The organism is Henriciella sp., assembly GCF_029937755.1.
Classification (GTDB): domain Bacteria; phylum Pseudomonadota; class Alphaproteobacteria; order Caulobacterales; family Hyphomonadaceae; genus Henriciella.
Map to the genome: position 1 here is coordinate 188,831 of NZ_JAPYPG010000001.1, position 25,471 is coordinate 214,301.

At 61.3% G+C, this 25,471-nt stretch carries 21 protein-coding genes and 1 pseudogene; 12 read left to right on the top strand and 10 right to left on the bottom strand.

From position 1 onward, the window contains the following. Window positions 1-11: 11 nt before the first annotated feature. Together Q1K29_RS00960 and Q1K29_RS00965 are read left to right on the top strand one after the other, a co-directional pair. The gene (locus tag Q1K29_RS00960; protein WP_366524145.1) at window positions 12-2,354 is read left to right on the top strand and encodes a UvrD-helicase domain-containing protein; all 2,343 of its coding nucleotides are present in this window, start codon (window positions 12-14) and stop codon (window positions 2,352-2,354) included. A gap of 143 nt (window positions 2,355-2,497) precedes the next feature. Further along, window positions 2,498-3,184, top strand: a complete 687-nt coding sequence (locus tag Q1K29_RS00965) for a hypothetical protein (protein ID WP_300390333.1) — start codon at window positions 2,498-2,500, stop codon at window positions 3,182-3,184. Here the strand turns inward: Q1K29_RS00965 and Q1K29_RS00970 are convergent. Together Q1K29_RS00970 and Q1K29_RS00975 are read right to left on the bottom strand one after the other, a co-directional pair. Then, window positions 3,181-4,398 carry an MFS transporter gene (locus tag Q1K29_RS00970; RefSeq protein WP_300390335.1) on the bottom strand — a complete coding sequence of 406 codons (1,218 nt, stop codon included), beginning with the start codon at window positions 4,396-4,398 and terminating at the stop codon, window positions 3,181-3,183. The two genes, Q1K29_RS00965 and Q1K29_RS00970, sit on opposite strands and share 4 nt — an antisense overlap. A 148-nt stretch (window positions 4,399-4,546) precedes the next feature. Continuing rightward, entirely contained in the window at window positions 4,547-5,155 is a 609-nt protein-coding gene (locus Q1K29_RS00975; RefSeq protein ID WP_300390338.1) for a GNAT family N-acetyltransferase, read from the bottom strand. Between the two features lie 171 nt (window positions 5,156-5,326). Between Q1K29_RS00975 and Q1K29_RS00980 the strand changes: the two genes are divergently transcribed. Beyond that, window positions 5,327-6,202, top strand: a complete 876-nt coding sequence (locus Q1K29_RS00980) for a pseudouridine synthase (protein WP_300390340.1) — start codon at window positions 5,327-5,329, stop codon at window positions 6,200-6,202. Here the strand turns inward: Q1K29_RS00980 and Q1K29_RS18455 are convergent. Both Q1K29_RS18455 and Q1K29_RS00990 read right to left on the bottom strand, forming a co-directional pair. Continuing rightward, window positions 6,201-7,028 (bottom strand): annotated as a pseudogene (locus Q1K29_RS18455) (DUF4349 domain-containing protein); the annotation flags it as partial. The gene Q1K29_RS00980 and the pseudogene Q1K29_RS18455 overlap by 2 nt on opposite strands. 68 nt (window positions 7,029-7,096) lie before the next feature. Further along, window positions 7,097-8,644 carry a carboxyl transferase domain-containing protein gene (locus Q1K29_RS00990; protein WP_300390343.1) on the bottom strand — a complete coding sequence of 516 codons (1,548 nt, stop codon included), beginning with the start codon at window positions 8,642-8,644 and terminating at the stop codon, window positions 7,097-7,099. Window positions 8,645-8,904: 260 nt separating this feature from the next. Between Q1K29_RS00990 and Q1K29_RS00995 the strand changes: the two genes are divergently transcribed. The 3 genes from Q1K29_RS00995 (at window position 8,905) to Q1K29_RS01005 (ending at window position 10,997) form a co-directional block, all read left to right on the top strand. After that, complete coding sequence (locus Q1K29_RS00995; protein ID WP_300390345.1) at window positions 8,905-9,207, top strand: SCP2 sterol-binding domain-containing protein; 303 nt, start codon at window positions 8,905-8,907, stop codon at window positions 9,205-9,207. A gap of 98 nt (window positions 9,208-9,305) precedes the next feature. Continuing rightward, window positions 9,306-10,250, top strand: coding sequence for an alpha/beta hydrolase (locus Q1K29_RS01000; protein ID WP_300390348.1), 945 nt, complete (start codon window positions 9,306-9,308; stop codon window positions 10,248-10,250). A gap of 84 nt (window positions 10,251-10,334) precedes the next feature. After that, window positions 10,335-10,997 (top strand): glutathione S-transferase, encoded by a 663-nt coding sequence (locus Q1K29_RS01005; protein WP_300390351.1) that lies wholly within the window; start codon window positions 10,335-10,337, stop codon window positions 10,995-10,997. Window positions 10,998-11,007: 10 nt separating this feature from the next. On the opposite strand, the gene bfr is transcribed toward Q1K29_RS01005, so the two are convergent. Together bfr and Q1K29_RS01015 are read right to left on the bottom strand one after the other, a co-directional pair. Further along, window positions 11,008-11,493, bottom strand: a complete 486-nt coding sequence (gene bfr / locus Q1K29_RS01010) for a bacterioferritin (RefSeq protein ID WP_300390354.1) — start codon at window positions 11,491-11,493, stop codon at window positions 11,008-11,010. A 195-nt stretch (window positions 11,494-11,688) separates the two neighbouring features. Next, window positions 11,689-11,889, bottom strand: a complete 201-nt coding sequence (locus Q1K29_RS01015; RefSeq protein WP_300390357.1) for a (2Fe-2S)-binding protein — start codon at window positions 11,887-11,889, stop codon at window positions 11,689-11,691. A 155-nt stretch (window positions 11,890-12,044) separates the two neighbouring features. On the opposite strand from Q1K29_RS01015, the gene Q1K29_RS01020 reads away from it, so the two are divergent. Both Q1K29_RS01020 and Q1K29_RS01025 read left to right on the top strand, forming a co-directional pair. Then, window positions 12,045-12,824 carry a GGDEF domain-containing protein gene (locus tag Q1K29_RS01020; protein ID WP_300390360.1) on the top strand — a complete coding sequence of 260 codons (780 nt, stop codon included), beginning with the start codon at window positions 12,045-12,047 and terminating at the stop codon, window positions 12,822-12,824. An 86-nt stretch (window positions 12,825-12,910) separates the two neighbouring features. Continuing rightward, window positions 12,911-14,497 carry a lysine--tRNA ligase gene (locus Q1K29_RS01025; RefSeq protein WP_300390363.1) on the top strand — a complete coding sequence of 529 codons (1,587 nt, stop codon included), beginning with the start codon at window positions 12,911-12,913 and terminating at the stop codon, window positions 14,495-14,497. Window positions 14,498-14,574: 77 nt separating this feature from the next. Here the strand turns inward: Q1K29_RS01025 and Q1K29_RS01030 are convergent, their stop codons facing one another. Continuing rightward, window positions 14,575-18,033 carry an indolepyruvate ferredoxin oxidoreductase family protein gene (locus tag Q1K29_RS01030; protein ID WP_300390365.1) on the bottom strand — a complete coding sequence of 1,153 codons (3,459 nt, stop codon included), beginning with the start codon at window positions 18,031-18,033 and terminating at the stop codon, window positions 14,575-14,577. 128 nt (window positions 18,034-18,161) lie between these two features. On the opposite strand from Q1K29_RS01030, the gene Q1K29_RS01035 reads away from it, so the two are divergent. Together Q1K29_RS01035 and Q1K29_RS01040 are read left to right on the top strand one after the other, a co-directional pair. Then, window positions 18,162-18,656 (top strand): Lrp/AsnC family transcriptional regulator, encoded by a 495-nt coding sequence (locus tag Q1K29_RS01035; protein ID WP_084397678.1) that lies wholly within the window; start codon window positions 18,162-18,164, stop codon window positions 18,654-18,656. A gap of 26 nt (window positions 18,657-18,682) precedes the next feature. Further along, window positions 18,683-19,798, top strand: coding sequence for a serine hydrolase domain-containing protein (locus tag Q1K29_RS01040; RefSeq protein ID WP_300390371.1), 1,116 nt, complete (start codon window positions 18,683-18,685; stop codon window positions 19,796-19,798). Window positions 19,799-19,866: 68 nt separating this feature from the next. Here the strand turns inward: Q1K29_RS01040 and Q1K29_RS01045 are convergent, their stop codons facing one another. Then, complete coding sequence (locus Q1K29_RS01045; protein WP_300390374.1) at window positions 19,867-21,045, bottom strand: thiolase family protein; 1,179 nt, start codon at window positions 21,043-21,045, stop codon at window positions 19,867-19,869. 186 nt (window positions 21,046-21,231) lie between these two features. On the opposite strand from Q1K29_RS01045, the gene Q1K29_RS01050 reads away from it, so the two are divergent. Together Q1K29_RS01050 and Q1K29_RS01055 are read left to right on the top strand one after the other, a co-directional pair. Continuing rightward, window positions 21,232-22,368, top strand: a complete 1,137-nt coding sequence (locus tag Q1K29_RS01050; RefSeq protein ID WP_300390377.1) for a zinc-binding dehydrogenase — start codon at window positions 21,232-21,234, stop codon at window positions 22,366-22,368. 122 nt (window positions 22,369-22,490) lie between these two features. Next, window positions 22,491-23,297: a glycoside hydrolase family 16 protein gene (locus Q1K29_RS01055; protein ID WP_300390380.1), complete on the top strand. Its 807-nt coding sequence runs from the start codon at window positions 22,491-22,493 to the stop codon at window positions 23,295-23,297. Between the two features lie 9 nt (window positions 23,298-23,306). On the opposite strand, the gene Q1K29_RS01060 is transcribed toward Q1K29_RS01055, so the two are convergent. Together Q1K29_RS01060 and Q1K29_RS01065 are read right to left on the bottom strand one after the other, a co-directional pair. Next, window positions 23,307-23,660 carry a hypothetical protein gene (locus tag Q1K29_RS01060; RefSeq protein ID WP_300390382.1) on the bottom strand — a complete coding sequence of 118 codons (354 nt, stop codon included), beginning with the start codon at window positions 23,658-23,660 and terminating at the stop codon, window positions 23,307-23,309. Between the two features lie 84 nt (window positions 23,661-23,744). Continuing rightward, window positions 23,745-25,412, bottom strand: coding sequence for a tetratricopeptide repeat protein (locus Q1K29_RS01065; protein ID WP_300390385.1), 1,668 nt, complete (start codon window positions 25,410-25,412; stop codon window positions 23,745-23,747). Window positions 25,413-25,471 lie beyond the last annotated feature (59 nt).

Genomic DNA, 25,471 nt, shown 5'->3' on the forward strand with positions numbered 1-25,471 from the left:
ATCCCTGCTATATGTTCGCCATGAGTTCCAACCCGAATCGCCGCCCGTCCATCTCCGAAATGGCTGCCGCCCGTGCGCCGGTGCCGGAGACGACGCCCGACTTCCTCGAAGGCCTGAACCCGGAGCAGCGCGAAGCTGTCGAAACGACCGAAGGCCCGCTGCTGGTTCTGGCCGGTGCGGGGACCGGCAAGACGCGCGTCCTGACCACGCGGCTCGCCCAGATCATCGCCTCGAAACTCGCCTGGCCCAGCCAGACGCTGACGGTGACCTTCACCAACAAGGCCGCGCGCGAAATGCGTGAGCGGGCGATGAGCCTGATCGGCGAAGCCGGCGAGGGCCTGCGCTGGCTCGGCACCTTCCACTCCATCAGCGCGCAGATCCTGCGCCGCCATGCCGAGCTCGCGGGCCTCAAATCCAGCTTCACCATCCTCGACAGCGATGACGCCATCCGCCTTTGCAAGCAGGTGATCGAAGCCGAAGGCATCGACTCCAAACGCTGGACCCCGCGCCACCTCGCCTCCGTCATCGATGGCTGGAAGAACCGCGCGCTGACACCCGGCAAGGTGCCGAAGGAGGAAGCGTGGAACTTCGCCGACGGCAAGGCAGTCAAGCTCTATGAAATCTACCAGTCGCGCCTGAAGGTCCTGAACGCCTGCGACTTTGGTGACCTGCTCATCCACAACATCACCATCTTCCAGGACAATCCGGACCTGCTGGCCGACTATCACCAGAAATTCAAATACATCCTCGTCGACGAGTATCAGGACACCAACGTCGCCCAGTATCTCTGGCTGCGCCTGCTCGCGCGCGGCACAGGCAATATCTGCTGCGTCGGCGATGACGACCAGTCGATCTATGGCTGGCGCGGGGCGGAGGTCGACAACATCCTGCGCTTCGAGAAGGATTTTCCGGGCGCGAAAGTCATCCGGCTGGAACGCAATTACCGCTCCACCGCCCACATCCTCGGCGCGGCCTCCTCCGTCATCGCGCAGAACAAGGGCCGCCTGGGCAAGACGCTCTATGTCGGCGCGGAGACCGGCGCGGACCCGGATGCCGAACGCGTGAAGGTACGCGGCCTGTGGGATGGCGAAGCCGAAGCGCGCCTCATCTGCGACGACATCGAGTCCTATGTGAACAAGGGCGGCCAGTACGAAGACTGCGCCATTCTTGTGCGTGCCTCCTGGCAGATGCGGCTGTTCGAGGAACGCCTCATCATGCTGGGCATCCCCTACCGCGTGATCGGCGGCCCGCGCTTCTTCGAGCGCGCCGAGATCCGCGATGCGCTGGCATACTTGCGCCTCATCCGCTCGCCCGATGATGACCTCGCCTTCGAGCGCGTCGTCAACCAGCCGAAGCGCGGCGTCGGCGCGACAACGGTGCAGAAGCTGCAGATGTTCGCCCGCGAGGATGGCCGCTCGCTGTTTACCCTCGTGCCGATGGTGCTGCAGACCGACGAGGTCAAAGGCCCGGCCAAGCGCGGCTTGACCACCTTTATCGACCAGATCAACCTCTGGCGCGACCGGCTGAATAACGGCATGCCGCATCATGAGCTGGCGCAGGTGATCCTCGATGAGAGCGGCTATACCGACATGCTGCAGAAGGACCGCTCACCGCAGTCCCAGACGCGCCTGGACAACCTGAAAGAGCTGATCCACGCCCTCGGGCAGTTCGACAGCCTCCCCGGCTTCCTCGAACATGTCGAGCTGGTCATGGATGTCGGCGGCCAGTCGACCGGTAACGAGGTCCAGATCCTCACCCTTCACGCCGCCAAGGGGCTGGAATGGCCGATGGTCTTCCTGCCCGGCTGGGAGGAAGAGGTCTTCCCGTCCAAGCGCTCCATGGATGAGAGCGGCATGAAGGGCCTCGAGGAGGAACGCCGCCTCGCCTATGTCGGCATCACGCGGGCGCGTGAGAAATGTTCGATCAGTTTCGTCGCCAACCGAATGATCTTCGGACGCTGGCAGTCGGTGCTCCCGTCGCGCTTTGTCGACGAGTTGCCGCATGACCATGTCGAGGCCGTCAGCGAGACCGGCTATTCCACCATGCCGGGCGCCGGTCAGGGTTTTCAAGGCACGATCGAGGACCTTGGCGAGCGCAGCTCCTACAACTCGCCCGGCTGGCGCCGCCTGAAGGAAAACGCCCGCTCGGCCGGAAAGTCAGGCCCCGTCATCGAAGGCAAGGCCGAACTGCTCGCCACCAGCGGTGGCCAGTCGGGCTTCCGCATCGGCCAGCGCGTCCACCACGAAAAATTCGGCTACGGCCAGGTGCTGGCCGCGGATGGCACGAAGCTGCAGGTGAATTTCGAGAAGGCGGGGCTGAAGAAGGTCATCTCGACCTTTGTGACGGGAGTGTAGATCTGAAACGAGAGATAAAAATCACCGCCGATGTAGATGCCGAGGGATCGAACAAACTCATTGACGCGGTGGCGGACACTTTTTCTCCCGCCACCGAATTTCTCGGAGCTCTAGGCGACGTCGTAAGGCTGGCGAGAGTCGAAATGGCTACCATCATCACGCGGCGTGCAAAACAAATCGCTGATCAAAATGGCCTAGAACTCAAAGCACCACCGCTAAAGTTCCTGGTGCCGTATTATGAAAAAGCGTCGTTGGAACACGAAGACTCATTAATTGAGTGGTGGGCTCGAATATTGGTCTCGGAATCGAGCGGAAATAGCCCGAACCTTATCTACACAGACATTCTGTCAAAACTGTCAAAGGAAACGGCTTCTGCGTTCACCGCGATAATGTCTAAAGACGACGACAAAGGGGTGCATGAGGACGTTCCGTTTTTATTTGACGCTGCAACTATCCAATCGACATCAGAGTTCTCAAGCCTGCTAAATCACGAACTTCGGGAACACATGATTGCTGATCTTGTGAATTATTTCGATCAACCGGGAGTGTTGCCTGCTTACATATCTTGTTGGTCTCTGCAAGCTCCAAGAGATGACGACGAACATCATGAATACGAAAGCTCCAGAAGCTTCAGAGGCTTGTCGTTTCAAGCTTCTATTCTAAACGCGCTCGGACTTGTTCGAGAGCATAACATTGAACTAAACTTGGCAGTATCAGAGACGCACGTTGTTATTGCATATTACTACTGCACGGAGCTCGGATTGCGATTTTGGTATGAGCTAAACAACATGCTACTGCCGAGTCTCGATCCTGACCTAGGTAAGCATTAAGCTCCCCGCCCCCTGCCCCGCCACAGCCACGCCACGACCGTCAAACTCACCAGCGTCGCGGACATTACCATCGCCAGCACAGAGTTCCCGGCCCAGCCGAAGGCGTCATAGACGGCCGTGCCGGCTGAGGAGCTGATCCCGCCGCCGATGAACATCATCACGATATAGACGGTCATCAGCCGCGTGCGGATTTGCGGGTCGAGGGAGAGGAAGGTCATCCGGTTGGTGATGTCGACCGCCGGGCCGACCAGCGTCATCAGCATGATCGGCACGATCAGCAGCCAGACATTATACCCCATCGGCCAGAGCAGGCACACGCCGGCGAAATTGATCGCGGCAAAGATCATGCGGGACTTGTAGGGCCCGACATTGTCCGCCACACGCCCCATCCACGGCGTGGTAAACAGGTTGAGGATGGAGAAGGCGGCAAGGTAGCCGACAATGTCGACGCCATAGCCCATGTCCGGCAGGTGCAGGCCGATGCCCATCCAGACCGACAGGAACACCCCGAAGCCGAGGCCCTGGATCGTGCCTGACAGCAGGATCTCCGGATGGCGTTTGACCAGCCCCAAGAGCGAGAAAAGCAGCGCCGGATAGGAGGGTTTCGGCTGGTCGTCGCTCCCGGCCTCGCGCTCATCCATGATGAAGGGCAGAAGGATCGACACGATCAGCATGAAGGCGGCGGCGAAATAGTAGACCGTGCGCCAGCCAAAGGTCTCCGCGATCACGCCTGCGCCGGCCCGCGCCACCAGGATGCCGCCGATGACGCCGGTGGTCAGCGTTGCGGTCACCTGTCCCAGACGGGCCGGGTCGACCCGCTTGGAGGCATAGGTCGGCAGCAGGTAGGGCGCGATCGTGAAGAAGCCGAGCACGGTCGAGGCCAGCGTGAAGAGCCGGAAGTCCTGCGCAAAGGCCATGCCCGTGATTGATAGGAACTGGCCAGCGACCGTGAAGGTCACGAGCTTGCGATTGGATACCCGGTCGCCCAGCGGCAGCAACAGGAAGACGCCGAGCGCCAGCGCGATCTGGTTGGCGCCCGGCACCACACCGATCAGCCCCTTGTCCACGCCAAAGCCGTTGGCGACCTCGGAGATGATCGGGTGAATGTAATAGGCGTTCGCCGTCACCACGGCGCAGGCGAGCGTCAGCAGCAGCACTTCCGTGCCAGATAACCTGCGCTCTTTTTTCGGAGATTCGGGAACGGACTCAGCCATGCAGGATGAGTGATAGTCCGAGCCGTTCACGAGGCAAAGCTTGCCGGTGCGTCATGCGCGGCCAGAGGTGGCCCGGAAGTGGTCTGAAACTGGACTGAAACTGGAACGTTTCTGGAACGCGGTTTTCCTGATCTGTCCTCGGGACGGATCAGGCCGCCGCCGGAACCAGGCTGCCGGTGTCGATGGCATCGAACACCGCCTGCATGGCTGGCCCGCGCATGGTCTCGCGCAGGGTCGACAGCACGGTCTCAATATCCATGCGGTACTCGACCACCGTCGCGTCCGAGCCGCTGCTGAGGGCGCCAATACTCTTCATCAGAGCGCGCCCCTTGCGGTTTTCCCAGAGCACGTCGGCACTCATCTCGGTCATGTCATGACCGCGCACATCTGCTGCAAGGATTGCGATAAGCAGCCGGGCGAGGCCCTGGCCGTGCCAGTCATCCAGCAGGCCGATGGCGAATTCCGCACTCGGCGTATCCGCATCCCCCCGCATCGCATGCACCGCACCGATCACCGGGCGGCCCGGGGCGTCTTCATTGATGGCGACCCATGCGAGATGGCAGACGCCATCGACATCCGAGAGCCTGTGAATGATCGGCTCCGGCACCGGGTCGAGGTTCGAAAAGAAACGCAAATACCGCGAGCGGTTGGAAAACTTCCCGATCGCTTCCCGCAAGGCCGGCTCGTCACGCGGCTCAAGCGGGCGGATCATGACCGGGCTTCCATTGGGGGTACGGATGTGAATCTGATGGGTCATTGCTGCGCCTGCACACTAAATGCTGCACTTGCGAAATAAGGAGCGCCGCCCAGCCTCGCAAGCGGGCTTGGCAGGCGGCAGGCATGCATAAATGCATGATGCTGTTCGATGTGTCTCAAGAACAACGCGGAGCTGCTCGCTAGGTTCGGCAGTCTTTGCTAAGCACCGGACATGACAGACGAGCACACCTATCGCGGCGATGAGCCGATGCGGCTGAACAAATGGATGGCACAGCTGGGCCTATGCTCGCGCCGCGAAGCCGAAGCACTGATCGCCAGGGGCGAGGTGAAGGTCAATGGCGAAACGGTCAGCGAGCCCGGCCACAAGATCTCGGATGGCGAAACGCTCACGCTTGGAAAGGCCGGCGCGAAAACACTCGACGAACAGCTCACAGCGGTCCTGCACAAGCCTGTCGACTATGTCTCCGCCCAGCCCGAAGCGGGGCAGACCCCGGCGGCCCGGCTGGTCACCAAAGGCAATCTCGTCGGCAAGGCCCCCAGCCTGCCCGGGCGCGGCACCCAGCTCGCCCCGCTTGGCCGGCTCGACATGGACTCGCGCGGCCTGTTGCTGCTGTCGCAGGACGGGGTGCTCGCGAAAGCCGTCATCGGGCCGCGCTCAAACCTCGACAAGGAATACCTCGTCACGGTGAAAGGCCAGGTCACACCGCAGGCTCTCGACAAGCTACGTCACGGGCTCTCGCTCGATGGCCGCCGCCTCAAGCCTGCCGAGGTCGACCATCTCGGCGGCGGACGGTTGCGCTTCATCCTGCGGGAAGGCCGCAACCGCCAGATCCGGCGCATGTGCGAACTTGTCGGTCTGGTCGTGGTCGACCTCTACCGTACACGCATCGGCCCGCTGGAGCTTGGCGACCTGCCCGAAGGCAAGTGGCGCGCCCTTACCCAGGAAGAGCGCGCCAGCCTCATCAGCTCTGCTTCGGCTCAGGCTTCTGCTTCCGCCGACGGACCCGGGGCCAGATCAGCTTCAGCCAGATCCAGAGGAAAAGGCCGATCAAAAGCAGCCAGGGGAGGCCCACCGCGAAAGCGGTAATGACAGCCCCGATTGCCGCCGACAGATTGTAGAAGAAGTCGCCCAGCGCCTCTCCCAGCGGGTTTGACCGCGAGCCGGAGAAGGCCGGCATCTTGGTCTCATACGATATATCGAGCGACGACATCGAGACGCGAAGACGAAGCGCCTTGAGCTGCGCCTCGATCGACTCGATGTCACCGGTCACGCGGGCGAGCTCACGCTCGATCTGCAGCAGGTCACCGAGCGTGCCATCGCGGCGTTCGAGCAGCCCTTCGAGGCGACCCTGAAGCGTACGCTGGGCATCCAGCCGGCTATCGGTATCGATGATCTCGCGGGTGAGGTCTTCCGCCCGGGTCGAGCGGGATGTGATCTCGCCGCCAGCCTCTTCGGTGGCTTCGTCCACCGCGCCGAGAAATGCCTCGATCCAGTCAGGCTTGGCCCTGAGCGAGACATTGCCGGAGACATAGTCTTCGTTGGAATTGTAAATGTTGGAATTGATGACGATGCAGGTGTTGGTGCCGGCATCCTGACAGGCCTTCACATGCGCCTGCATCATTGTATCGACACCGCCCTTGGGCAGGCGCAGGCCGAGCGAATGGCTGTAGGCGATATATTGTTCGGCACCCGGTTCGGCATCTGGCCGGTCGGGCGCCGGGGCAGACTGCGGGTCGCCATAGGCCTGACCAGCAGCCCTCTTCGACACACCGCCATAGTCGGCCGCTTCTTCCATGACCGGCGGAGGTGGTGACGCCGTTGGGCGGTCATAGTTTCCGCCTCCGTCAGACCCGCCACAGGCGGCCAGCAGGCCGATGGCGGCAAGTGCCGGTGCCATATGTCTTAATCTCATTTGCGTCCCCTCCTGGACAGGTTGGAGATACCATGTGAGCAAGCGTTCACGGCAAAATTGGGGCGGCCTCAGGGTCGAGGCCCAAAAGCCGTCTTGCCGGGCTCGAGTCTCCGGCGCGCATGATGCACGAAATCGACAAGAAGGGGACGGGTTTCTCGCGGGTCGATGATCTCTTCGGCGAAGAAGGCTTCTGCCGTGCGGAACGGATCCTCCATCGCCTCGAACTTCTTGTAGAGCTCTTTCAACAGCGCTTCCTTGTCATCGGTCTCGGAAAGCTCCTTGCGGAAGGCCGCCTCGATACCACCCGACATGGGCAGCGAGCCCCAGTTGCCGGAGGGCCAGCAATAGCGCCACTTCGCCTTGGTCGGGTTCATCATCGCCGAACCAGCGAGCCCGAAGGCCTTGCGGATGACCACGGCACAGACCGGTACAGTGGCCTGATAGACGGCCGCCATGGCGCGCACGCCCTTGCGGGTGACGCCAGCCGTCTCGTGCTTCACGCCAACAGCGAAGCCCGCGCAGTCGACAAAGTGGATAACCGGCAGGTGGAAGGTCGAGCAGAGATCCATGTGCCGGATGACCTTGTCGCAGACATCGGCTGTCCAGGCCCCATCGAGGAAATAGGGATTGCCGGCCATGATCCCGACCGGGTGACCGTCAACGCGCGCCAGGCCTGTGACGATACCCCTGCCCCACTGCGAGCCGATCTCGAAAAAGCTGCCCTCGTCCACCGTGGCATTGATGATCTTCTCAGGCTTGTAAGGCGTCTTGAGATCATCCGGCACAATCGAAAGAAGGCTTTCTTCCTTGCGGTTGGGATCGTCGGCCGGGGCCGTGACGGGCGGCAGCTCGTGCACGGAAGACGGCAGGTAGGAGAGGAAGCGCTTGGCCGCCTTGAAGGCATCGGCTTCGGTGTCGACGACATCATCGACCGTGCCGTTCTTCGCCTGGATCTCCCAGCCGCCAAGTTCTTCCTTCGAGACATCCTCGCCAATGGCGATGGCGACAGGCGGGCCGGCCACGAAGACCTGGCTCAATTCCTTCACCATGACCGAATAATGGCTCGCGCCTACGCGCCCTGCCCCGAGACCCGCGCAGGGACCAAGCGCCAGTGAGACCATCGGGATCTCGCTCATGCCACCGACGATGAGCTCCCAGCTGGGTGTCTCCGGTATGTAGGTCCGCGGATCCTTGAGGAACATCTTGATGGAGCCGCCACCGCCCGTGCCATCGACCAGCTGGACGAGCGGCATCCGGTATTCGATCGCCTGCTTCAGCGCGATGGTTGTCTTGCCACGGATCGAGGCATCGGCGGCCCCGCCGCGCACGGTGAAATCGTCGCCGAGGATCATTGCCGGGCGGCCATCGAGCTTCGCGCGTCCGACAACCGAGTTCGAGGCCATGAAGCTTTCGAGCTGCTCGTCCTCGTCATAGGTCGCGACACCGGCGATCTTGCCAATCTCGTGGAAACTGCCCGGATCGACCAGGAAAGAGACCCGCTCCCGCACGGTCAGCTTGCCGCGCCCGCGCTGGCGCGACACCGGCTCTTCGCCACCCATCTTCTCCGCCATGCGCTCACGGCGGCGAAGCTCTTCAATCGACTTTTCCCAACTCATGGGCTGATCAATCGGGTTTCAATGACGGGTTCGTCAAGAACAATCGTTTGGGTAACGCGACGGAAGAGTCTCCTAGCACCGTCTGGGTAAAGCGTGCCTTCACACCTCCTCGATTCCCCCCGGACATCTTGTTTCCGGAAATGGATCTGCCGCACACGTGCCATTTGGGAGACAGCGGAAAAAAAGCATACTTTCCGCCTCTTGCCTTACGTAGTGTCTGCCTGCTTTATCGCTCGGCAGACCAAATCGAGGAGGCGTCCATGGATCTCGCAACCCTAACCCAACGGGCCAATGAAGCTGTCACGGCCGGAAGTGACTTCAACAAGAAGGTGAAGTTCGACTTCGGCGATATCGGCAAGCTGTTCATCGACGGTGAAAACGGCACGGCCGACAATTCCGATGCCGATGCCGACGCGACGATCAAGGTCGACTGGGAAGACTTCAAGAAGCTCGCTTCGGGCGACATGGACCCGACCATGGCCTTCATGCAAGGCAAGCTGAAAGTGCTCGGCGACATGTCGGTTGCCATGCAGCTGCAGAGCCTGATGAAGAAGCTCTCCTGAGCGATCCCCATCCGCACGGGGATGGATTGACTATGTCGGGAGGGGCGCCGCGGCGGAGGCTGCAGGCGCCTCTTCTTTTATAAGGCTCTGGAGGAGCGATGAGCGATAGCGACGGCCATCTCGATCACTTTGTCCGCATCCCGGGCAACCCTGAGCCGGAAGGGTCCGACCTCATCTGGTTCGAGGGAATAGCCGGGCGCCGTCTGCGGGCCTGCATGGCTCCGTCCTTGCGCGACACGCCGCGCGGCACGGTGATTGTCTGTCCGGGCCGCTCGGAATTCATCGAGAAGTATTTCGAGGTCGGCCGCGAGCTGCAGGCCCGTGGCTTCGCTGTGGTCATCCTCGACTGGCCGGGCCAGGGCCTGTCGGAGCGTCTGCTGGACGACCCGGCGAAGGGCCATATCGACCGGTTCGAGACCTTCATGGGCGCGCTTCGCAACGGGCTCGATGCGCTGGCAGACCGGTTACCACGGCCTTACATCTCGCTGGCGCATTCCATGGGCGGGGCGATTGCACTGGCGGCGATCACACAGAAACTTGTCCGCGTCGAAGCCGCCGCCTTCTCCGCGCCGATGTGGGGCCTCCCGCTCAACCTGGCTGCGCGCTATCTGATCTGGGCGATGCGTGCCATGGGCCGCTCGGGCGACTATGCCCAGCGCCCCGGCCCGGCGGAGACCTTCGAGACCAACATCGTCACGCACGACCGGGCTCGCTGGCAATTGCAGCGCGACCTCATCGATGCGGCGCCACAGCTGGAACTTGGCCCCGTGACATGGGGCTGGCTCGGCGCGTCGCTCGACATCTTCAACCAGACCACCAAGCCGGCCCTGCTGCGCGGCGTCGACATTCCCGTTTTCATTGCCAGCGCCGAGGAAGAAAAGCTCGTCGACAACAAGGCGCACACGCGGGTGGCGAAGCACCTGCCCAACTGCGAACACATCACGATCGACGGGGCGATGCACGAAATCCTGATGGAGACCGATGCGCGCCGGGCGCGGTTCTGGCAGGGCTTCGATACGCTTCTGGACAAGGCAGACCTGTAGACGGCGATCGCCTGCCCCGGGGACAGAGCTTTCTTTCCTATTGGCGCGCTCTATGTCTCACGACAGAAGAGCGGAGCTCATTTCATGATCAAGATCCACCACCTCGAGCATTCACGCTCGCAACGTATCCTCTGGCTGCTGGAGGAGCTGTCGGTGCCCTACGAGATCGTGCACTACAAGCGCGATCCGGAGACCATGCTGGCGCCAGACTCGCTGCGCGAGGTCCATCCGCTGGGCAAGTCACCCGTGCTGGAAGAAGACGGCATCATCGTCGCCGAAACGGGTGCGATCATCGAGTACATCATCGAGCAGCATGGCGGCGGGCATCTGAAGCCCCCGCCCGGTACGCCCGAGGCGCGCGCATGGACCTACTGGATGCACTATGCCGAGGGCTCCGCCATGCCGCCGCTGCTGATGAAGCTCGTCTTCCAGCGGCTACCGGAAAATGCCAATACACTGATGCGGCCGCTGGTAAAGGGTGTCGCGTCGCGGGCCGAGCAGGGCTTTGTGGACCCGCGCCTGCAGGAACATATCCAGTTCTGGGAAAACTCGCTTGCAAAAACGGGCTGGTTTGCCGGCAAGGAGTTCTCCGCCGCCGACATCATCATGAGCTTTCCGCTGGAGGCTGCGACCAGCCGCGCCGGCGCTGACAAATATGCCAACATCACCGACTTTCTCGGGCGCATCCACGCCCGACCGGCCTATCTCACGGCGCTCGAAAAGGGCGGGCCCTATGCTTATGCCTGAGGGCTAGGCCCTACTCGGCCTCATCGACCGGCTTCGACTGCAGCTGGATGTAATTCTGGATGCCGACGCGCTCGATCAGGTCGAACTGGGTTTCCAGGAAGTCGACATGCTCTTCTTCACTGTGGAGGATCTTGCCGAACAGGTCGCGGCTTCCATAGTCGCGCACAGTTTCGCAATACTCCATGGCATCGCGCAGCAGGGCCACGGCCTCGATCTCCATGTTGAGATCCGACTTGAGCATCTCCTCAACGGATTCCCCGATCATCAGCTTGCCGAGATCCTGCAGGTTCGGCATGCCGCCCAGGAAGAGCACGCGCTCAATCAGCCAGTCGGCATGCTCCATCTCCTCGATGGATTCCTTGTATTCGAAATGACCCAGCCGGGTGACGCCCCAGTCATTCAGCATACGGCTGTGAAGGAAGTACTGATTGATCGCGGTCAGCTCATTCTTGAGAGCCGCGTTGAGAAATTCGATGACTTTCGGATCGCCCTTCATGGCGGCCTCCTTCAATCTGGAATCAGGAATGCTGCGGTGGAGATAACACGGTCAGGCCGATTCTCAAGCTCAAAAAATCTAATAAAAACAGATGCTTATGATAGTGAGAAGCAATTGCAGTGCGCATGGGCCACCGTCTGCACGATTGCTTGTGACTGAAATGTCCTGCGATTTCAGAGGATTGGAAAGCTGTGCCTACTCGGCGGCGACAAGCGGAATATTGGCCGGCATCGCGTCGACGCTTTCGGAGATCATCTCACCCATGGTGTTTCTGCACTTGCCGCAATTGAACTCACAGCCATGATGGGCCTGCACAGCTTCGGGGCTCCGCGCACCGGCTTCGATGGCCGCCTGCACACCTTGGTCATTAATGCGTCTGCAAATGCAAATGATCATGGTTCTCAATTAGGTCAGATGCGAATGATTGTCAATCACGCCACCGCGCAATTTTCATTCCAGTGATCCATGCCTCCGCCAATTCGAAACATTTTCATTGAATTTCACAGAGTATCGCTAGGAAAATTGCCAACACTTTTCACTATGATCACCCAATGTACTTCGACGCGCTCATCACCGAATCGCCTGTTCGAGTGTCCTACCGGCGCGCAGCGCTCATCACGATTCTCACGCTCGTCACAAGCCAGATCGGTACAGCCCTGGCGATCCTGGTCACGGACATCCGGCCGGAAGTGCTGAACGAAATCATCGTCATCTGGTTCGTCATCGCCGCGGTCGTCTCGACGACGCTTGCCTTCCCGCTGGCCATCGTCTTCCAGCGCGAGCGGCTCAAGCTCGCCCGCGCGATGAAGCAGCTGGAGGAAGTCCACGCAGAGCTCGCCCGCCGTGCCCGGATCGATCCGCTGACAGGCGTTCTCAATCGCGATGCCTTTCTCAGCGGCGTTGACGGTCTGAAAGCACAGAAAATCGATGGCGCGATGCTGATGATCGACATCGACCACTTCAAGGTCATCAACGACACCTATGGCCACTCTGCCGGCGATGAAGCGCTGATCATGGTGGCGCGGACCATTCGCAGTGTAACCCGCAAGGCCGACCTCGTGGGCCGCTTGGGCGGCGAGGAATTCGGTGTCTTTATCCCAGGTGAGAATATTGAACTGGCGAAAACGATGGCTGAGCGCATCCGCGACACAATCAACCGGCTGCAGTTCTGCCCCGAACCCCGCATACACCACAGGATCACCGTCAGTATTGGTGTCTCGCAGGGATCGTGGGAGGCGAAGCTGACGGATCAGTTCCGCCTGGCCGACCAGGGCATGTACACCGCCAAGCATGCAGGCCGTAACCGCGTTGAACTCTGCGCCGCCGCCTGAGCCCACTCTCCCTTTTGCAGCGTCAGCTTGACCGCATCCCCCTGCCCTTCTACCTCCGGCACGGTTCATTCACCGACGGAGACATCATGAGCGCGCTACCCAACCTCGCCGAGAGTGCAAAGGCATGGCCCTTCGAACAGGCCCGTGCCCTGCTCAAACGGCTGGAGAATATGGAGCGCGCCGGCACGCCGAAACAAGGTCCGGTCACCTTCGAGACAGGCTACGGCCCCTCCGGCCTGCCGCATATCGGCACCTTCGGCGAAGTCGTCCGCACGACCATGGTGCGTCACGCCTTCGAGACGCTCACGGACGGCAAGTACGAAACGCGCATGATCTGCGTCTCCGACGATATGGACGGCATGCGCAAGGTCCCGCCCACCGTGCCGAACCCGAAGGATCTTGAAGCCTACATGCAGATGCCGCTGACCGCGGTGCCGGACCCCTTCGGCACGCATGACAGCTATGGCGCGCATATGGGTGCCCGCCTCTGCGCCTTCCTCGACAGCTTCGGCTTTGAGTACGAGTTCAAGTCGGCCACCGAACTCTACAAGTCGGGTGCCTTCGATGAGGCGCTGCTGCGTGCGCTGGAAAAGTTCGACGAGATCATGGGCGTGATGCTGCCGACGCTCGGGGCCGAACGCCAGGCGACCTACTCGCCCTTCCTGCCCATCTCACCGAGCACGGGCCGCGTGCTCTATGTGCCGATGAAGGCGACCAATCCGAAGGACGGGACCATCACCTTCGAGGATGAGGATGGCACAGACGTCACCATCCCCGTGACCGGCGGCAACACCAAGCTGCAATGGAAGCCCGATTTCGGCATGCGCTGGGCTGCGCTCGGCGTCGATTTCGAGATGTTCGGCAAGGACCACCAGGACAATGCCCCGATCTATTCGAAGATCTGCCAGATCCTCGGCTCGCGCCCGCCGCAGCAATATGTCTATGAGCTTTTCCTCGATGAGAATGGCGAGAAGATATCCAAGACCAAGGGTAATGGCATCTCGGTCGAGGACTGGCTGGCCTATGCGCCGCAGGAGAGCCTGTCGCTGTTCCAGTTCCAGAAGCCACGCGCCGCCAAGAAACTCTATTTCGACGTCATCCCGAAAGCGGTCGACGAGTATCTGACCTTCCTGTCGAAGTACCCGCAAGAGGAGCCGGCCCGCCAGATCGAGAACCCCGTCTGGCACATCCACTCCGGCAACCCGCCTGCAGGCGATACGCCGGTCTCGTTTGCGCTGCTGCTCAACCTGGTCAGCGCGGCGAATACCGAGACGAAGGAGCAGCTCTGGGACTTCATTTCGCGCTATGCGCCCGAAGCGAGCCCGGAGAGCCACCCCTTCCTCGACACGCTCGCCGGCTATGCGATCCGCTATTATGAGGACTTCGTCCAGCCGACGAAGACCTATCGCGCGCCCGACGAGAAAGAACGCGCTGCCATGGAAGACCTGGCCGAGCGGTTTTCATCGCTGGAGACAGGTGCAAGCGCCGAAGAGCTGCAGAACCTGACCTTCGAGATCGGCAAGACGCACGAGTTCGAAAACCTGCGCGACTGGTTCAAGGCGCTCTATGAGGTGCTGCTCGGCCAATCCCAAGGCCCGCGCTTCGGTGGTTTCGCCGCGCTCTATGGCGTGCATGAGACGGCACGCCTGATCAAGAACGCCCTGGCACGGTAGGCGCTCAGGATATCGGGCAAAAAAAAGCCCCCGCCGGGATTCGGCGGGGGCTTTAAGTTTGAGAGCGGGAGGAGATCCTACTCTGCGGCGATCAAGGTCTTCTTCTTGGCCGGCATGCCGCCTTGCGGCCAGTTCTTCCAAAGCTCGTCCTCATGACCTTTTGCGGCCTCGACGGAGGCTTCCTTCACGTGGCCATAACCACGGATCTCGTCCGGAATGCACGCGATCGCGATGGCAAGCTCATGGTTCTTCTTGTTGAGCCCTTCGGAAAGGGTAACGACCTTTTCGAGATAGTCGTCGCGCAGCTGGCGCTCCATCTTGCGCTCTTCGGTCCAGCCGAACGGGTCGAAACGCGTCCCGCGCAGCCCCTTGAAACGCTTCATGATCTTGAAGGCGGTCTTCATCCACGGGCCGAACGGCTTCTTCTTGAGATGGCCATTGGCATCCTTCTTCGCCAGGATCGGCGGGGCCATGTGGTACTGGATCTTGCCACCATGGAAGGTCTCGCGAAGCTTCTTCTCGAACGTTCCATCAGTGTGGAGACGGGCAACCTCGTACTCGTCCTTGTAGGCCATGACCTTGAACGCGTACTTTGCGACCGCCGTCGTGAAGCCTTCGCCCAGTCCGGCCTTCTCTTCGTCGGCACGGACCTTCGCGACCAGGTCACGATACTGCTTCGCATAGTCCTCGTTCTGGTAAGCCACGAGACGGCTTGCGCGGTCATCGATGATCTCATCCAGCGTCATCGGCTTGGCATCGCCACGCGGGTCGTGGGTCTGCTCGAGACGGTCCGGATCGGCAGCGGCAAGGCGGCCGACATCGAACGCCTTCATGTTCTCCTCGATCTTCACACCGTTGAGCTTGATGGCGCGGTAAAGCCCGCGAAGCGACACCGGAATGTGCCCTTTCTGCCAAGCGTAACCGACCATGATCATGTTCGTGTAGATCGCGTCGTTGAGATACATCAGCGCCAACGATTCCGCATCGAGCGTGCCGAAATCGCGAGCCTGGCGCTTAACGCGGGCTGCCAGCATCTGGCTCTCGAATGTCTTCGACCGGTCACGGATGAATTCGCTGGTCGGCGTCACATCGGCGTTCGCGGAGGCGACCGTGCGGCCGACATCCATCAGACCGATCGCATCACCGCTGGCAGCGACCACAAGGTCACAGGCGATGACGGCGTCGGCAGACGCCGGCGGGACGCGGCCCGTCGAAATCATTTCCGGCTCTCTCGCAAAACGAAGGTGCGAGAGTACCGGACCACCCTTCTGAGCGAGCCCCGTCATGTCGAGCGACGAGGAGGCATTGCCATCGACGTGTGCGGCCATGGCGAGCACGGCAGCGACCGTGGTCACACCCGTACCACCAACACCGGTGAACAGGATGTTCCACGGCTTGGCGACCGATGGCAGGTCCGGCAGCGGCAGGCCTGAGGCGTCGACATCAAGGCCCGGCTGATCTTCGGTGGCGAAGTGGGCATCCTTGATGGTCACGAAGCTCGGGCAGAAGCCGCGCAGGCAGGACAGGTCGGTGTTGCAGGTCGACTGGTTGATGCGGCGCTTGCGGCCAAGATCGGTTTCCACCGGCTCAACCGAGAGACAGTTCGACTTCACCGAACAATCCCCGCAGCCCTCACAGACTTCCTGGTTGATCATCACGCGCACCCGGTCGGGCTTGCGAAGACCGCGCTTGGAGCGGCGGCGCTTCTCGGTGGCGCAGATCTGGTCATAGATTAGCACGGAGACGCCCTTGGTGTCGCGCAGCATGCGCTGGACCTCGTCCATCTCCTCACGGTCATAGATGCGGATCGAGCGCGGCAGCCCCTTCACGTTGGCATAACGGGTCGGGTCTTCGGTCACGATGACGATCTTGGAGACGCCTTCGGCCTCGACCTGCTGGGCAATGTTTACAGGCGTCTGGCCGGACTCCACATGCTGGCCGCCGGTCATGGCAACCGCATCATTGTAGAGAATCTTGTAGGTCATGTTCGCGCCCGAGGTCACCGCCGCACGGATCGCGAGCGAGCCGGAGTGCGAATATGTGCCGTCACCGAGATTGACGAACATGTGGTCTTCATCGGTCGCGAAATACTGGCCGATCCAGGCGACACCTTCGCCGCCCATCTGGCTGGTCATGTCGGTATTCCGGTCCGGCATGAAGTTCGCCATGTAGTGGCAGCCAATCCCTGCGAGTGCGCGTGATCCTTCCGGCACGACAGTCGAGGTGTTGTGCGGGCAGCCCGAACAATAGTGCGGGGAGCGCACTGTCGGCGACGCATTCGTGCGCGCCGCTTCGCCGGCAACGCCGACACGTTTGAAATACTGCTCGGCCACGGAACGGTCCCAGTCACCGGGCACACGATGCATGAGCGCATCGGCCATTTCCGGAACCGGGATGGAGCCGACCTGGCTCAACAGCGGCTTGCCTTCCTTGTCCAGCTTGCCCTCGATATAGGGACGCTGATTATCCGGCAGGCTATAGAGGGCGGCGCGAAGCTGCTGCTCGATGAGCGGGCGCTTGTGCTCGATGACAAGGACGCTTTCGAGGCCCTTGCAGAACTCGCGGATCGCGGTCGGCTCGAGCGGCCACGGCATGGCGACCTTGAAGACGCTGATACCGAGACGGCCAGCCTCTTCCGGGGTCAGGCCGATGGCAGCCAGCGCCTCGAAAATGTCGCGGGCCGCCTGCCCGGTTGTGATGATGCCGATTCGCGGCTTGGGCGACGGGACCAGTACATGGTCCAGACCGTTCGCCTTCACCCAAGCCTGCGCGGCCGGAATCTTGTAGGTGCGCAGACGGCGTTCCTTGTCCAGCGGATTGTCGCCACGGCGCATATGGACGCCGTCTTCGGGGAATTCGAAGTCCGGCCTGATCAGCTTCAGCCGGTCGAGCGTGACATCAACGACGGCACCGGAGTCCATCGTGTCGGCCAGCGCGATCAGCGAGGACCAGCAGCCGGAAAAACGGCTCATCGCCCAGCCATGAATGCCGTAATCGAGAACGTCCTGGATCGAGGCCGGGTTGAGTACCGGAATCTCGGCGTCGCGCATCGCAAATTCCGATTGCGAGGGCAGCGTCGAGGATTTGCACATATGGTCGTCGCCGCAGATGGCGAGGACGCCGCCGAGACGTGAAGAGCCGGCGGCGTTCGCATGCTTGAAGGCGTCGCCTGAGCGATCAACGCCCGGCGCCTTGCCGTACCAGATGCCGAACAGGCCGTCCCGCTTCGCGCCCGGGAACAGGCCGAGCTGCTGCGAGCCCCAGACGGCGGTCGCGCCGAGGTCCTCGTTCAGGCCCTCCCAGAACTCGATGTCATGGGCATCCAGCCATTTCTGCGCGGCGCGCAATTGCTGGTCATAGCCGCCGAGGGGTGAGCCACGATAGCCGGAGATGAAGCCGGCCGTGTCATGTCCGGCAGCAGAGTCGAGGCGCCTCTGATCAAGAGGTAGGCGCACCAGCGCCTGGATGCCCGTCATGTAGGCGTGCCCCTCGACAAGATCGTATTTATCGTTCAGCGTGACTTCGCGGTGTTCCAAGGAACAAGCTCCCTATAGTCGTTAGGCTATAATTTTTGCATTTTTCCATGAAAATGCTTGCCCATATTGCTGAATATAGCGTAGTAAAGGGCAAAGTGTTCCAATTTTGGACCGAAGGGAGCGAAATATTGCCTCAAACGCTGGACGCCATCGACGCCAAGATTCTTGACCTCATCCAGAAGGACGCGGCCTTGTCCGTTGCCGAAATTGCCGATCGCGTGGGACTTTCTTCCTCTCCCTGCTGGCGCCGGATCAAGCGCATGGAAGAAGCCGGCATCATCGAAGGCCGTGTGACCCTGCTCGATCGCGACACGCTGGGCCTCGGCTTCGAGGTTGTCGCCAGCGTCAAGCTCGCCCTTCCGAGCAAGGAAAACCTCAACAAGTTCGAACAGCTGGTGCGCAAGTGGCCGGAAGTGCTGGAGTGCATGACCGTTACAGGTGCAGTCGATTACGTCATCCGTATCACCACCACTGACATGCATGCCTACGACTCCTTCCTCAGAGAAAAACTCCTTGGATCCGGTCTTGTTTCAGACGTGCAGTCGCGCATTGTGATCAACGTCGCCAAACGCACCACGGCGCTTCCGCTTGGCCTGATCAGCGACTACGTTCCTGCAGGCTAGACCGGAACCACATTCGGGAGGCCCAGATGGCCCGCCTGTTCATAGCCTTTTGCCTCTTCTGCACGTCGGCCATTGCTGCGACTGCCCAGCCGGTCGAGCCAGACTGGCTGCAAGCGGAAGTCGATGCCACCCGCCAGGAAAGCGGTCTCTTCGCCCTCGGCGCTGCGGTGGCTGTCGTCGGCGAGGACCCGGTGATTGCCGTCAGCGGTCAGACGGCCAAGGGATCGGAGACAGCCGCAGCACCGGATGATGCCTGGCACATCGGATCAAACACGAAGGCGCTCACTGCGCTGCTCTATGCCCGGCTGGTCGAGGACGGCCTTGCCGAATGGGGCGCGACCCTGCCCGAGCTGTTCCCGGCGATGGCAGACGAGATGGATCCAGCCTGGCAGGACACCAGGATTGAAGACCTTTTCGCTCACCGTTCCGGCGTGGGCGACATCGGCGCCCTGTGGCTGATGGGCCGGCGCGGCAATGATGCGCCCCTCACCGAGCAGCGCCGGGAGACAACACGCAACCGTCTCACCAAGGCACCCAAGGGCGAGCCGGGCACCTTCGAATACAGCAATCTCAATTATATCGTTGCGGGCGCCGCGATCGAACGTCTGCTGGAGCTGAGCTGGGAGAAGGCGATCACGGGATACGTCCTCGAAGCCAATGGGGCCGACTGGTCTGAAGGCTGGGGGTTTGGCCCGCCTCAGGAGGGCATTCAGGGGCACCGTCGCGGCCTGTTCGGGAACAATTCGGCCGCCGGGCGCGGCGGTCGGGCCGATAATCCCCAGGCGCTCGGCCCGGCCGGGACACTGCATGTGCCGCTGGAAAGCCATGCCCGGCTGCTGCTCGAATTCGTCGATGAGGACAGCGACTTCATCACCCCCTCCATGCGCGACCACCTGCTTTCGCCGTGGCCGGACGAGGCGGCTGACTATGCGATGGGCTGGGCCGTCCAGGACGACGAGACGCTGGGCCGGGTCTACCTCCACAATGGCTCCAACACGATGTGGCTGTCGCGCGTGGTCTTCGTCCCGTCGCGCGACGCCGTGATCATCGTCAATACCAGCGAATTCTCCGACACGGCGAAAGAGACGACGCAGGCCCTTCTCGATGCCCTCAAGGAGCAACTGGCCGAAACCGGCGAGTAACGCTCAACAAAAAAGGCCGGCACCATGGCGCCGGCCTTTTCGTTATTCTGTCAGGTATAATCGAGCGACTAGACGCGCTCGACACACATGGCGATGCCTTCGCCGCCGCCGATGCATAGCGAGGCGACGCCCTTCTTCACATCGCGGTCTTCCATGGCGCCAAGAAGCGTCACGAGGATCCGGGCGCCGGAAGCACCGATCGGGTGGCCCATGGCACATGCGCCACCGTGCACGTTGACCACGTCATGCGACAGGCCGAACTCTTTCATCGCGATCATCGGGACTACAGCGAAGGCCTCGTTGATCTCCCAGAGGTCGACATCGTCCTTGCTCCAGCCGGCCTTTTCGAGCGCCTTCTTCATCGCCGGCACGGGCGCGGTGGTGAAGTATTGCGGCTCATGCGCATGGCTGGAGGAAGACACGATCTTCGCGATCGGCTTCAGGCCACGCTTCTCGGCTTCCGACTGCTTCATCAGGACGAGCGCGGCGGCGCCATCCGAAATCGCCGAGGCGTTGGCCGCGGTGACCGTCCCGTCCTTGCTGAAGGCAGGCTTCAGGCTGGGGATCTTGTCTGGCCGGGCCGTGCGCGGCAGCTCGTCGGTATCGACCGTTACATCGCCCTTGCGGGTCTTCATGGTCACGGGAACGATCTCGCGCTTGAACTTGCCGCCTTCCGTCGCCTTCTGGGCACGGCTCAGCGTCTCCAGCGCGTAGGCGTCCTGCTGCTCGCGCGTGAACTGGTATTCCTGCGCGATCATGTCGGCAAAGACGCCCATCGCCTTGTTCTCATAGGCATCCTCGAGACCGTCGGTGGCCATATGGTCACGCATGGCCGCAGCGCCGTATTTGTGGCCCTTGCGAAGGTCGACCAGGTGCGGCGCATTGCTCATCGACTCCATGCCGCCTGCGACCACGACATTGGCGTTGCCCGACTTGATCGCGTTCCAGCCCATGACGGCTGCCTGGAGGCCGGAGCCGCACATCTTGTTGATCGTCGTGGCTTCGGTGCCCTTGTCGAGACCCGCCTTGATCGCGGCCTGACGGGCCGGGGCCTGGCCCTGACCGGCCGGCAGGCAGTTGCCCATGATGATTTCATTGACTTCATCGGCGCCAAGCTTGGCTTCATCCGATGCCGCCTTGACGACAATGGCACCAAGTTCATTGGCAGACATGCTCGTGAGATCACCCAGCAGGCCTCCCATCGGGGTGCGTGACATACCTACAATTACGACGGGATCCTCAGCCATATTTTCCTCCTGGGCTTTCTTGAATGTTGCGTGTGCGAAGATGTGCGCCCCCGATCACGGAGCGTCAAGGCCTTTGGGGCCAGGAGAAAAGGTCGTCAGGAAAACTAAAGTCGATGTTCGAAGGCTTGTCGCCAGCCGCCACAAGCCTGTAAGTGGCAGCAGACAAGATACCAAGGAGGAACTGACATGGCAGGAAACGTCCCCGAAAAGGGCCTGCAGCTGCGTACGCTGGTCAAGGAAAGTGGAGAGCTCGAACTCTCCCTTATCGATGTTCCCGTACCGGAGCCCGGCGACGACGAGATCCTGATCCGCGTCGAAGCAACCCCCATCAACCCCTCAGACCTTGGTCTGCTCGTGGGCGCTGCCGACCTCTCAACGGCGAAGGCATCCGGCTCCGACAGCCACCCCGTTGTCACCGCAGAGGTCCCGAAGCCAGCGATGCGTGCCATGGCCGCGCGTCTTGGACAGTCGCTGGCGGTTGGCAATGAAGGCGCAGGCACCGTCGTTGCCGCCGGCAAGTCAGACGCCGCCCAGGCGCTTCTCGGCAAGACGGTGACCGGGCTCGGCGGGGAGTTCTATGCGGAATACCGCCTGCTTAACGTCGCCCAGGTGATGGCCCTTCCGGAGGATGCGACCGCCCGCGACGGCGCATCCTGCTTCGTCAATCCGCTGACCGCCCTCTCCTTCCCGGAGACGATGCGGATGGAAGGCCACAAGGCGCTCGTGCACACCGCTGCCGCCTCGAACCTCGGCCAGATGCTGAACAAGATCTGCATCGCCGACGGCGTCGATCTGGTGAATATCGTTCGCAAGCCGGAGCAGGAGAAAATCCTGCGCGACATCGGCGCGAAATATATCGTGAACTCGTCCTCCGACAGTTTCATGGACGATCTCATCAAGGCACTGGCCGAGACAAAGGCAACGCTGGGCTTTGACGCGATCGGCGGTGGCCCGCTGACCGGACAGATCCTGACGGCCATGGAAGCCGCCGCGAATATGGGGGCTGAATACAGCCGCTATGGCTCTGCTGAACCCAAGCAGGTCTATATCTACGGACGCCTCGATCTCAGCCCGACCGTGATCCCGCCGGGTGTCGGCATGGCGTGGGGCACAGGCGGCTACCTGCTCACCTACTTCCTCCAGAAGATCGGTTCGGAAGGCCGTGAGCGGCTGCGCAAGCGCGTCATGGCAGAGCTGAAAACCACCTTTGCCAGCCACTACACCGCCGAGATCTCGCTCCGCGAGGCACTCGAGCCGGATACGCTGCGGACCTATAATGAGAAGAAGACAGGCGAGAAATATCTGATCAACCCGACGCTGTAAGCGCGCGCGTATATTCGTTTAATTCGAGAAGACCCTTGATCGCGGCGCGCGTTCAGGGTCTTCTTTTTTTGTCCGGTTCCAGAGCTGGACAGAAACACGGCTGGGACACCCGGGGACTCATCATGACCATCAAATTTGCTGCTGCAGCGGCAGCTGCTCTTCTCGCATGCACCGCGCAGGCACCGGCCGCACACGCCGAGAAAACACTCGATATCTCGAACTACGAACTCACCTTTGAAGACAATTTCGACAGCCTCGACGTTTCACCCTGGGGCCCGGACACGCAATGGATCGCGCATACGCCCTGGAATGGTGACTTCGGCATTGCGCGCTTTGCCAATCCTGAGGATGGATTTCCCTTTACCACTGACGACGGCGTTCTGCGCATTGAAGCGCGCAAGGACAATCTCGGCCGCTGGCGGACCGGCCTTCTGGCCTCCGTCAATCCCGAGTTCGAAGGTTTCAAGCAGCAATACGGCTATTTCGAAATCTCGACCAAACTGCCGGAAGGCAAGGGCTTCTGGCCGGCCTTCTGGCTGATTGCCCGCAATGAACGCTACTCGCTCGAAATCGATGTCATCGAACACTATGGGTCGAAGCCGGATCGCTATTCCATCACGGTTCACGAGCGCTATCCATTCGCCGCCGAAAAGAACCAGATGACCCATCACTACGTCGATATCGAGCCGGGCGAACTGTATGAGGATTTCCATACGTTCGGCGTCGATGTCACCAAGGAAACCCTGGACTTCTACTTCGACCGGGAGCGTGTCTGGTCAGTCGACACGCCCGAGAACCACACCAAGCCCCTGGCCGTCCTGCTCAATCTCGCCCTTGGCGGCGCCTCGCAACCGGACGCCAGCACACCGTCGCCATCCTATATGCATGTCGATTATGTCCGCGTCTGGAAGCGTCGCGAGGAAAGCTGATCGCGAAAATCAGCCCTGTTTCCTGATGCGGACGGTCACCTTGCCAAGTGAGGGGTTGGTCACTTCGAACTCATCCCCCGGGCCCATCCCGTCGGGGTAGGTGGTGCAGGTCTCCGACGGCGACATGTCGGAGATGGTGCAGAGTTTTGCACCGTCGATCCGCCACTTTCCGGCAAAGCTGGCGCCTGAGGCAGCACCGGAATAGGTGCCGTCTTCCTTGTAACTGATCGGAATCGCATGCTTGCCGACAGTGATGACAACACCATTCGTCACCACGGCCCGAAGCGTGTCGTTGCCCTGTGCCAGGGCGGTGGGCGCAATGATAGCAGCAGCGGCGATTGCGACGGTCAGGGAAAGACGCATGTCCATTTCCTTCGGCGGTTTCGACTGGCTTCCAGCTTACACCGAACTGGCCGCAGGAAAGAAGGGACGGAATGCGTTCAAGGTTCAGGCCGGCGACTCGAGTATGTCAGCCATCTCCGAATAAACGCGCATGACCTCCTCGCTTCCATCGTCGCCCTGGCAGCGGCGACGGATAGAGACATCCGCGAAATGGTGCGGGTCTAACCCTGGCCACGACTCCTTCTGCTGTCGGTAGATTTCGACGGCAGCGTCCTGCTGGCCCAGCCGTATCATGACCGCTACAAGAAGGTATGCGGTTTCTGGGCTCCGGAACATTTCATGCGCCGCAAAGGCCTGCTCGACGGCCTGCTCATAGTCGCCCCTGCTGAGCTGGACCTGGCCCAGGAAATACAGCGTCACCCCTCGCAAGGGATGATCGGCCGAAAGGCTATTATGAAAATTCTCCAGCCGTTCAAGCACGGCGGGGGGCGCGCTCGCACAATAATAGGGCAAGGCGGAGGAGAGAAACTGTGGCGCAGGTCGCGTTGGATCAAGTTCGACCACACGGACCATGAGGCGCTGCGCACGATCCGTGTTCCCAGCCCTCACATAATGGATTGCAAGATTGTACAGGACATCGGGATCCTCCGGGGACAGGTCGAGGGCCCGGGTCGCATGATAGGTGGCTTTCTCGCGCAGTTCCGGTGTGTCGTATTCAGGAACGAAACTCGCAAGATGGGTCAGCTTCGTTGCCATGACGGAATGGGCGGGCGCAAAGTCCGGTTCAAGTTCCAGCGCGCGTTCGGCAAGCGCAATGCGTTCCAGTTGCCAGGCCTGCGTATTGATCGTGGTCCCTGGCGTCCATGTCGCCTGCAGATAAAGCTCCCAGGCCGTCTGCTCAGAGGTGGGCGTACGGGCGATGGCTTCTTTAGCTGCGCTTCGCAGCCTCGGGCGTAGCTCCTGGACAAGGGCGATGATGATGTCATCCTGAACATCGAAGATGTTTTCGTCCCGGGTGTCGTATGTTTCTCCCCAGATCGTGGCCCCTGTCCCGGTGTCCGAGAGCTGGACGGCGATCCGGAAGCGGCCGCCGTCCTGCTGCAAGTTCCCTTCCAGGATAAAGTCGACCCCAAGAGCATCACCCAGTTCGATGGTGTCACGCGTACCGGCCTCAAGCGCGCTTGCCACAGCCGATGGCGAACTGACGGTCAGGGATGGAACGCTTGCCAGCGTACTCACAAGCTCTTCGCTGATCCCATCGGCGACGAACTTTGATCTGGAGTTGGCTTCGCTTCCTCGAAGGGGGAGGACGGCCAGCGAGATTGTGTCCCTGGAACCGATTTTCAGCGAGGTCTCGCTTTGAGGTGAGGTGAGCCGTGTATCCTTGAACAGGGCCACATAGCCAAGTGCCACGATCAAGAGGGCCAAGACCGCGACGGCAGCCATCCAGAAACGCTCCGGGAAAGGCTTGCGCCCCGAGGTCGGGCCCACGGCTGAAGACGCCGGCTGTGAGGCGACATCCCGCAGCGTGAATTCCGGCTGATACGCACCTTTGGGTACGCGGATCCGGACCGGGTCATAGGCACCGTCGCCGAGATAATAAGCGTCGAGCAGGCGGCGCAGCCGTCCCATCTGCACGCGGACGATTGCATCTGTCGATGGATCAAAGTCGGTCTGCCTTTCAAAGACATCAACGCCAATCGAATAGCCTTTCAAGCGTTCGCCCTCTCCTTTCAGCGTCGCGTCGACAATGTAACTGAGCAATACGCTCATGCGCGGTGCGGCCGAAAACCTCGGATTAGCGAGAATTCGCGAGAGTTGAGATTCTACCT

What these genes read in the sequence shown, in the direction of transcription:
- Q1K29_RS00960 (WP_366524145.1), top strand. Translation starts at nt 12, where the DNA reads ATGTTCGCCATGAGTTCCAACCCGAATCGCCGCCCGTCCATCTCCGAA.
- Q1K29_RS00965 (WP_300390333.1), top strand. Translation starts at nt 2,498, where the DNA reads ATGGCTACCATCATCACGCGGCGTGCAAAACAAATCGCTGATCAAAAT.
- Q1K29_RS00970 (WP_300390335.1), bottom strand. Translation starts at nt 4,398, where the DNA reads ATGGCTGAGTCCGTTCCCGAATCTCCGAAAAAAGAGCGCAGGTTATCT.
- Q1K29_RS00975 (WP_300390338.1), bottom strand. Translation starts at nt 5,155, where the DNA reads ATGACCCATCAGATTCACATCCGTACCCCCAATGGAAGCCCGGTCATG.
- Q1K29_RS00980 (WP_300390340.1), top strand. Translation starts at nt 5,327, where the DNA reads ATGACAGACGAGCACACCTATCGCGGCGATGAGCCGATGCGGCTGAAC.
- Q1K29_RS00990 (WP_300390343.1), bottom strand. Translation starts at nt 8,644, where the DNA reads ATGAGTTGGGAAAAGTCGATTGAAGAGCTTCGCCGCCGTGAGCGCATG.
- Q1K29_RS00995 (WP_300390345.1), top strand. Translation starts at nt 8,905, where the DNA reads ATGGATCTCGCAACCCTAACCCAACGGGCCAATGAAGCTGTCACGGCC.
- Q1K29_RS01000 (WP_300390348.1), top strand. Translation starts at nt 9,306, where the DNA reads ATGAGCGATAGCGACGGCCATCTCGATCACTTTGTCCGCATCCCGGGC.
- Q1K29_RS01005 (WP_300390351.1), top strand. Translation starts at nt 10,335, where the DNA reads ATGATCAAGATCCACCACCTCGAGCATTCACGCTCGCAACGTATCCTC.
- bfr (WP_300390354.1), bottom strand. Translation starts at nt 11,493, where the DNA reads ATGAAGGGCGATCCGAAAGTCATCGAATTTCTCAACGCGGCTCTCAAG.
- Q1K29_RS01015 (WP_300390357.1), bottom strand. Translation starts at nt 11,889, where the DNA reads ATGATCATTTGCATTTGCAGACGCATTAATGACCAAGGTGTGCAGGCG.
- Q1K29_RS01020 (WP_300390360.1), top strand. Translation starts at nt 12,045, where the DNA reads ATGTACTTCGACGCGCTCATCACCGAATCGCCTGTTCGAGTGTCCTAC.
- Q1K29_RS01025 (WP_300390363.1), top strand. Translation starts at nt 12,911, where the DNA reads ATGAGCGCGCTACCCAACCTCGCCGAGAGTGCAAAGGCATGGCCCTTC.
- Q1K29_RS01040 (WP_300390371.1), top strand. Translation starts at nt 18,683, where the DNA reads ATGGCCCGCCTGTTCATAGCCTTTTGCCTCTTCTGCACGTCGGCCATT.
- Q1K29_RS01045 (WP_300390374.1), bottom strand. Translation starts at nt 21,045, where the DNA reads ATGGCTGAGGATCCCGTCGTAATTGTAGGTATGTCACGCACCCCGATG.
- Q1K29_RS01050 (WP_300390377.1), top strand. Translation starts at nt 21,232, where the DNA reads ATGGCAGGAAACGTCCCCGAAAAGGGCCTGCAGCTGCGTACGCTGGTC.
- Q1K29_RS01055 (WP_300390380.1), top strand. Translation starts at nt 22,491, where the DNA reads ATGACCATCAAATTTGCTGCTGCAGCGGCAGCTGCTCTTCTCGCATGC.
- Q1K29_RS01060 (WP_300390382.1), bottom strand. Translation starts at nt 23,660, where the DNA reads ATGCGTCTTTCCCTGACCGTCGCAATCGCCGCTGCTGCTATCATTGCG.
- Q1K29_RS01065 (WP_300390385.1), bottom strand. Translation starts at nt 25,412, where the DNA reads ATGAGCGTATTGCTCAGTTACATTGTCGACGCGACGCTGAAAGGAGAG.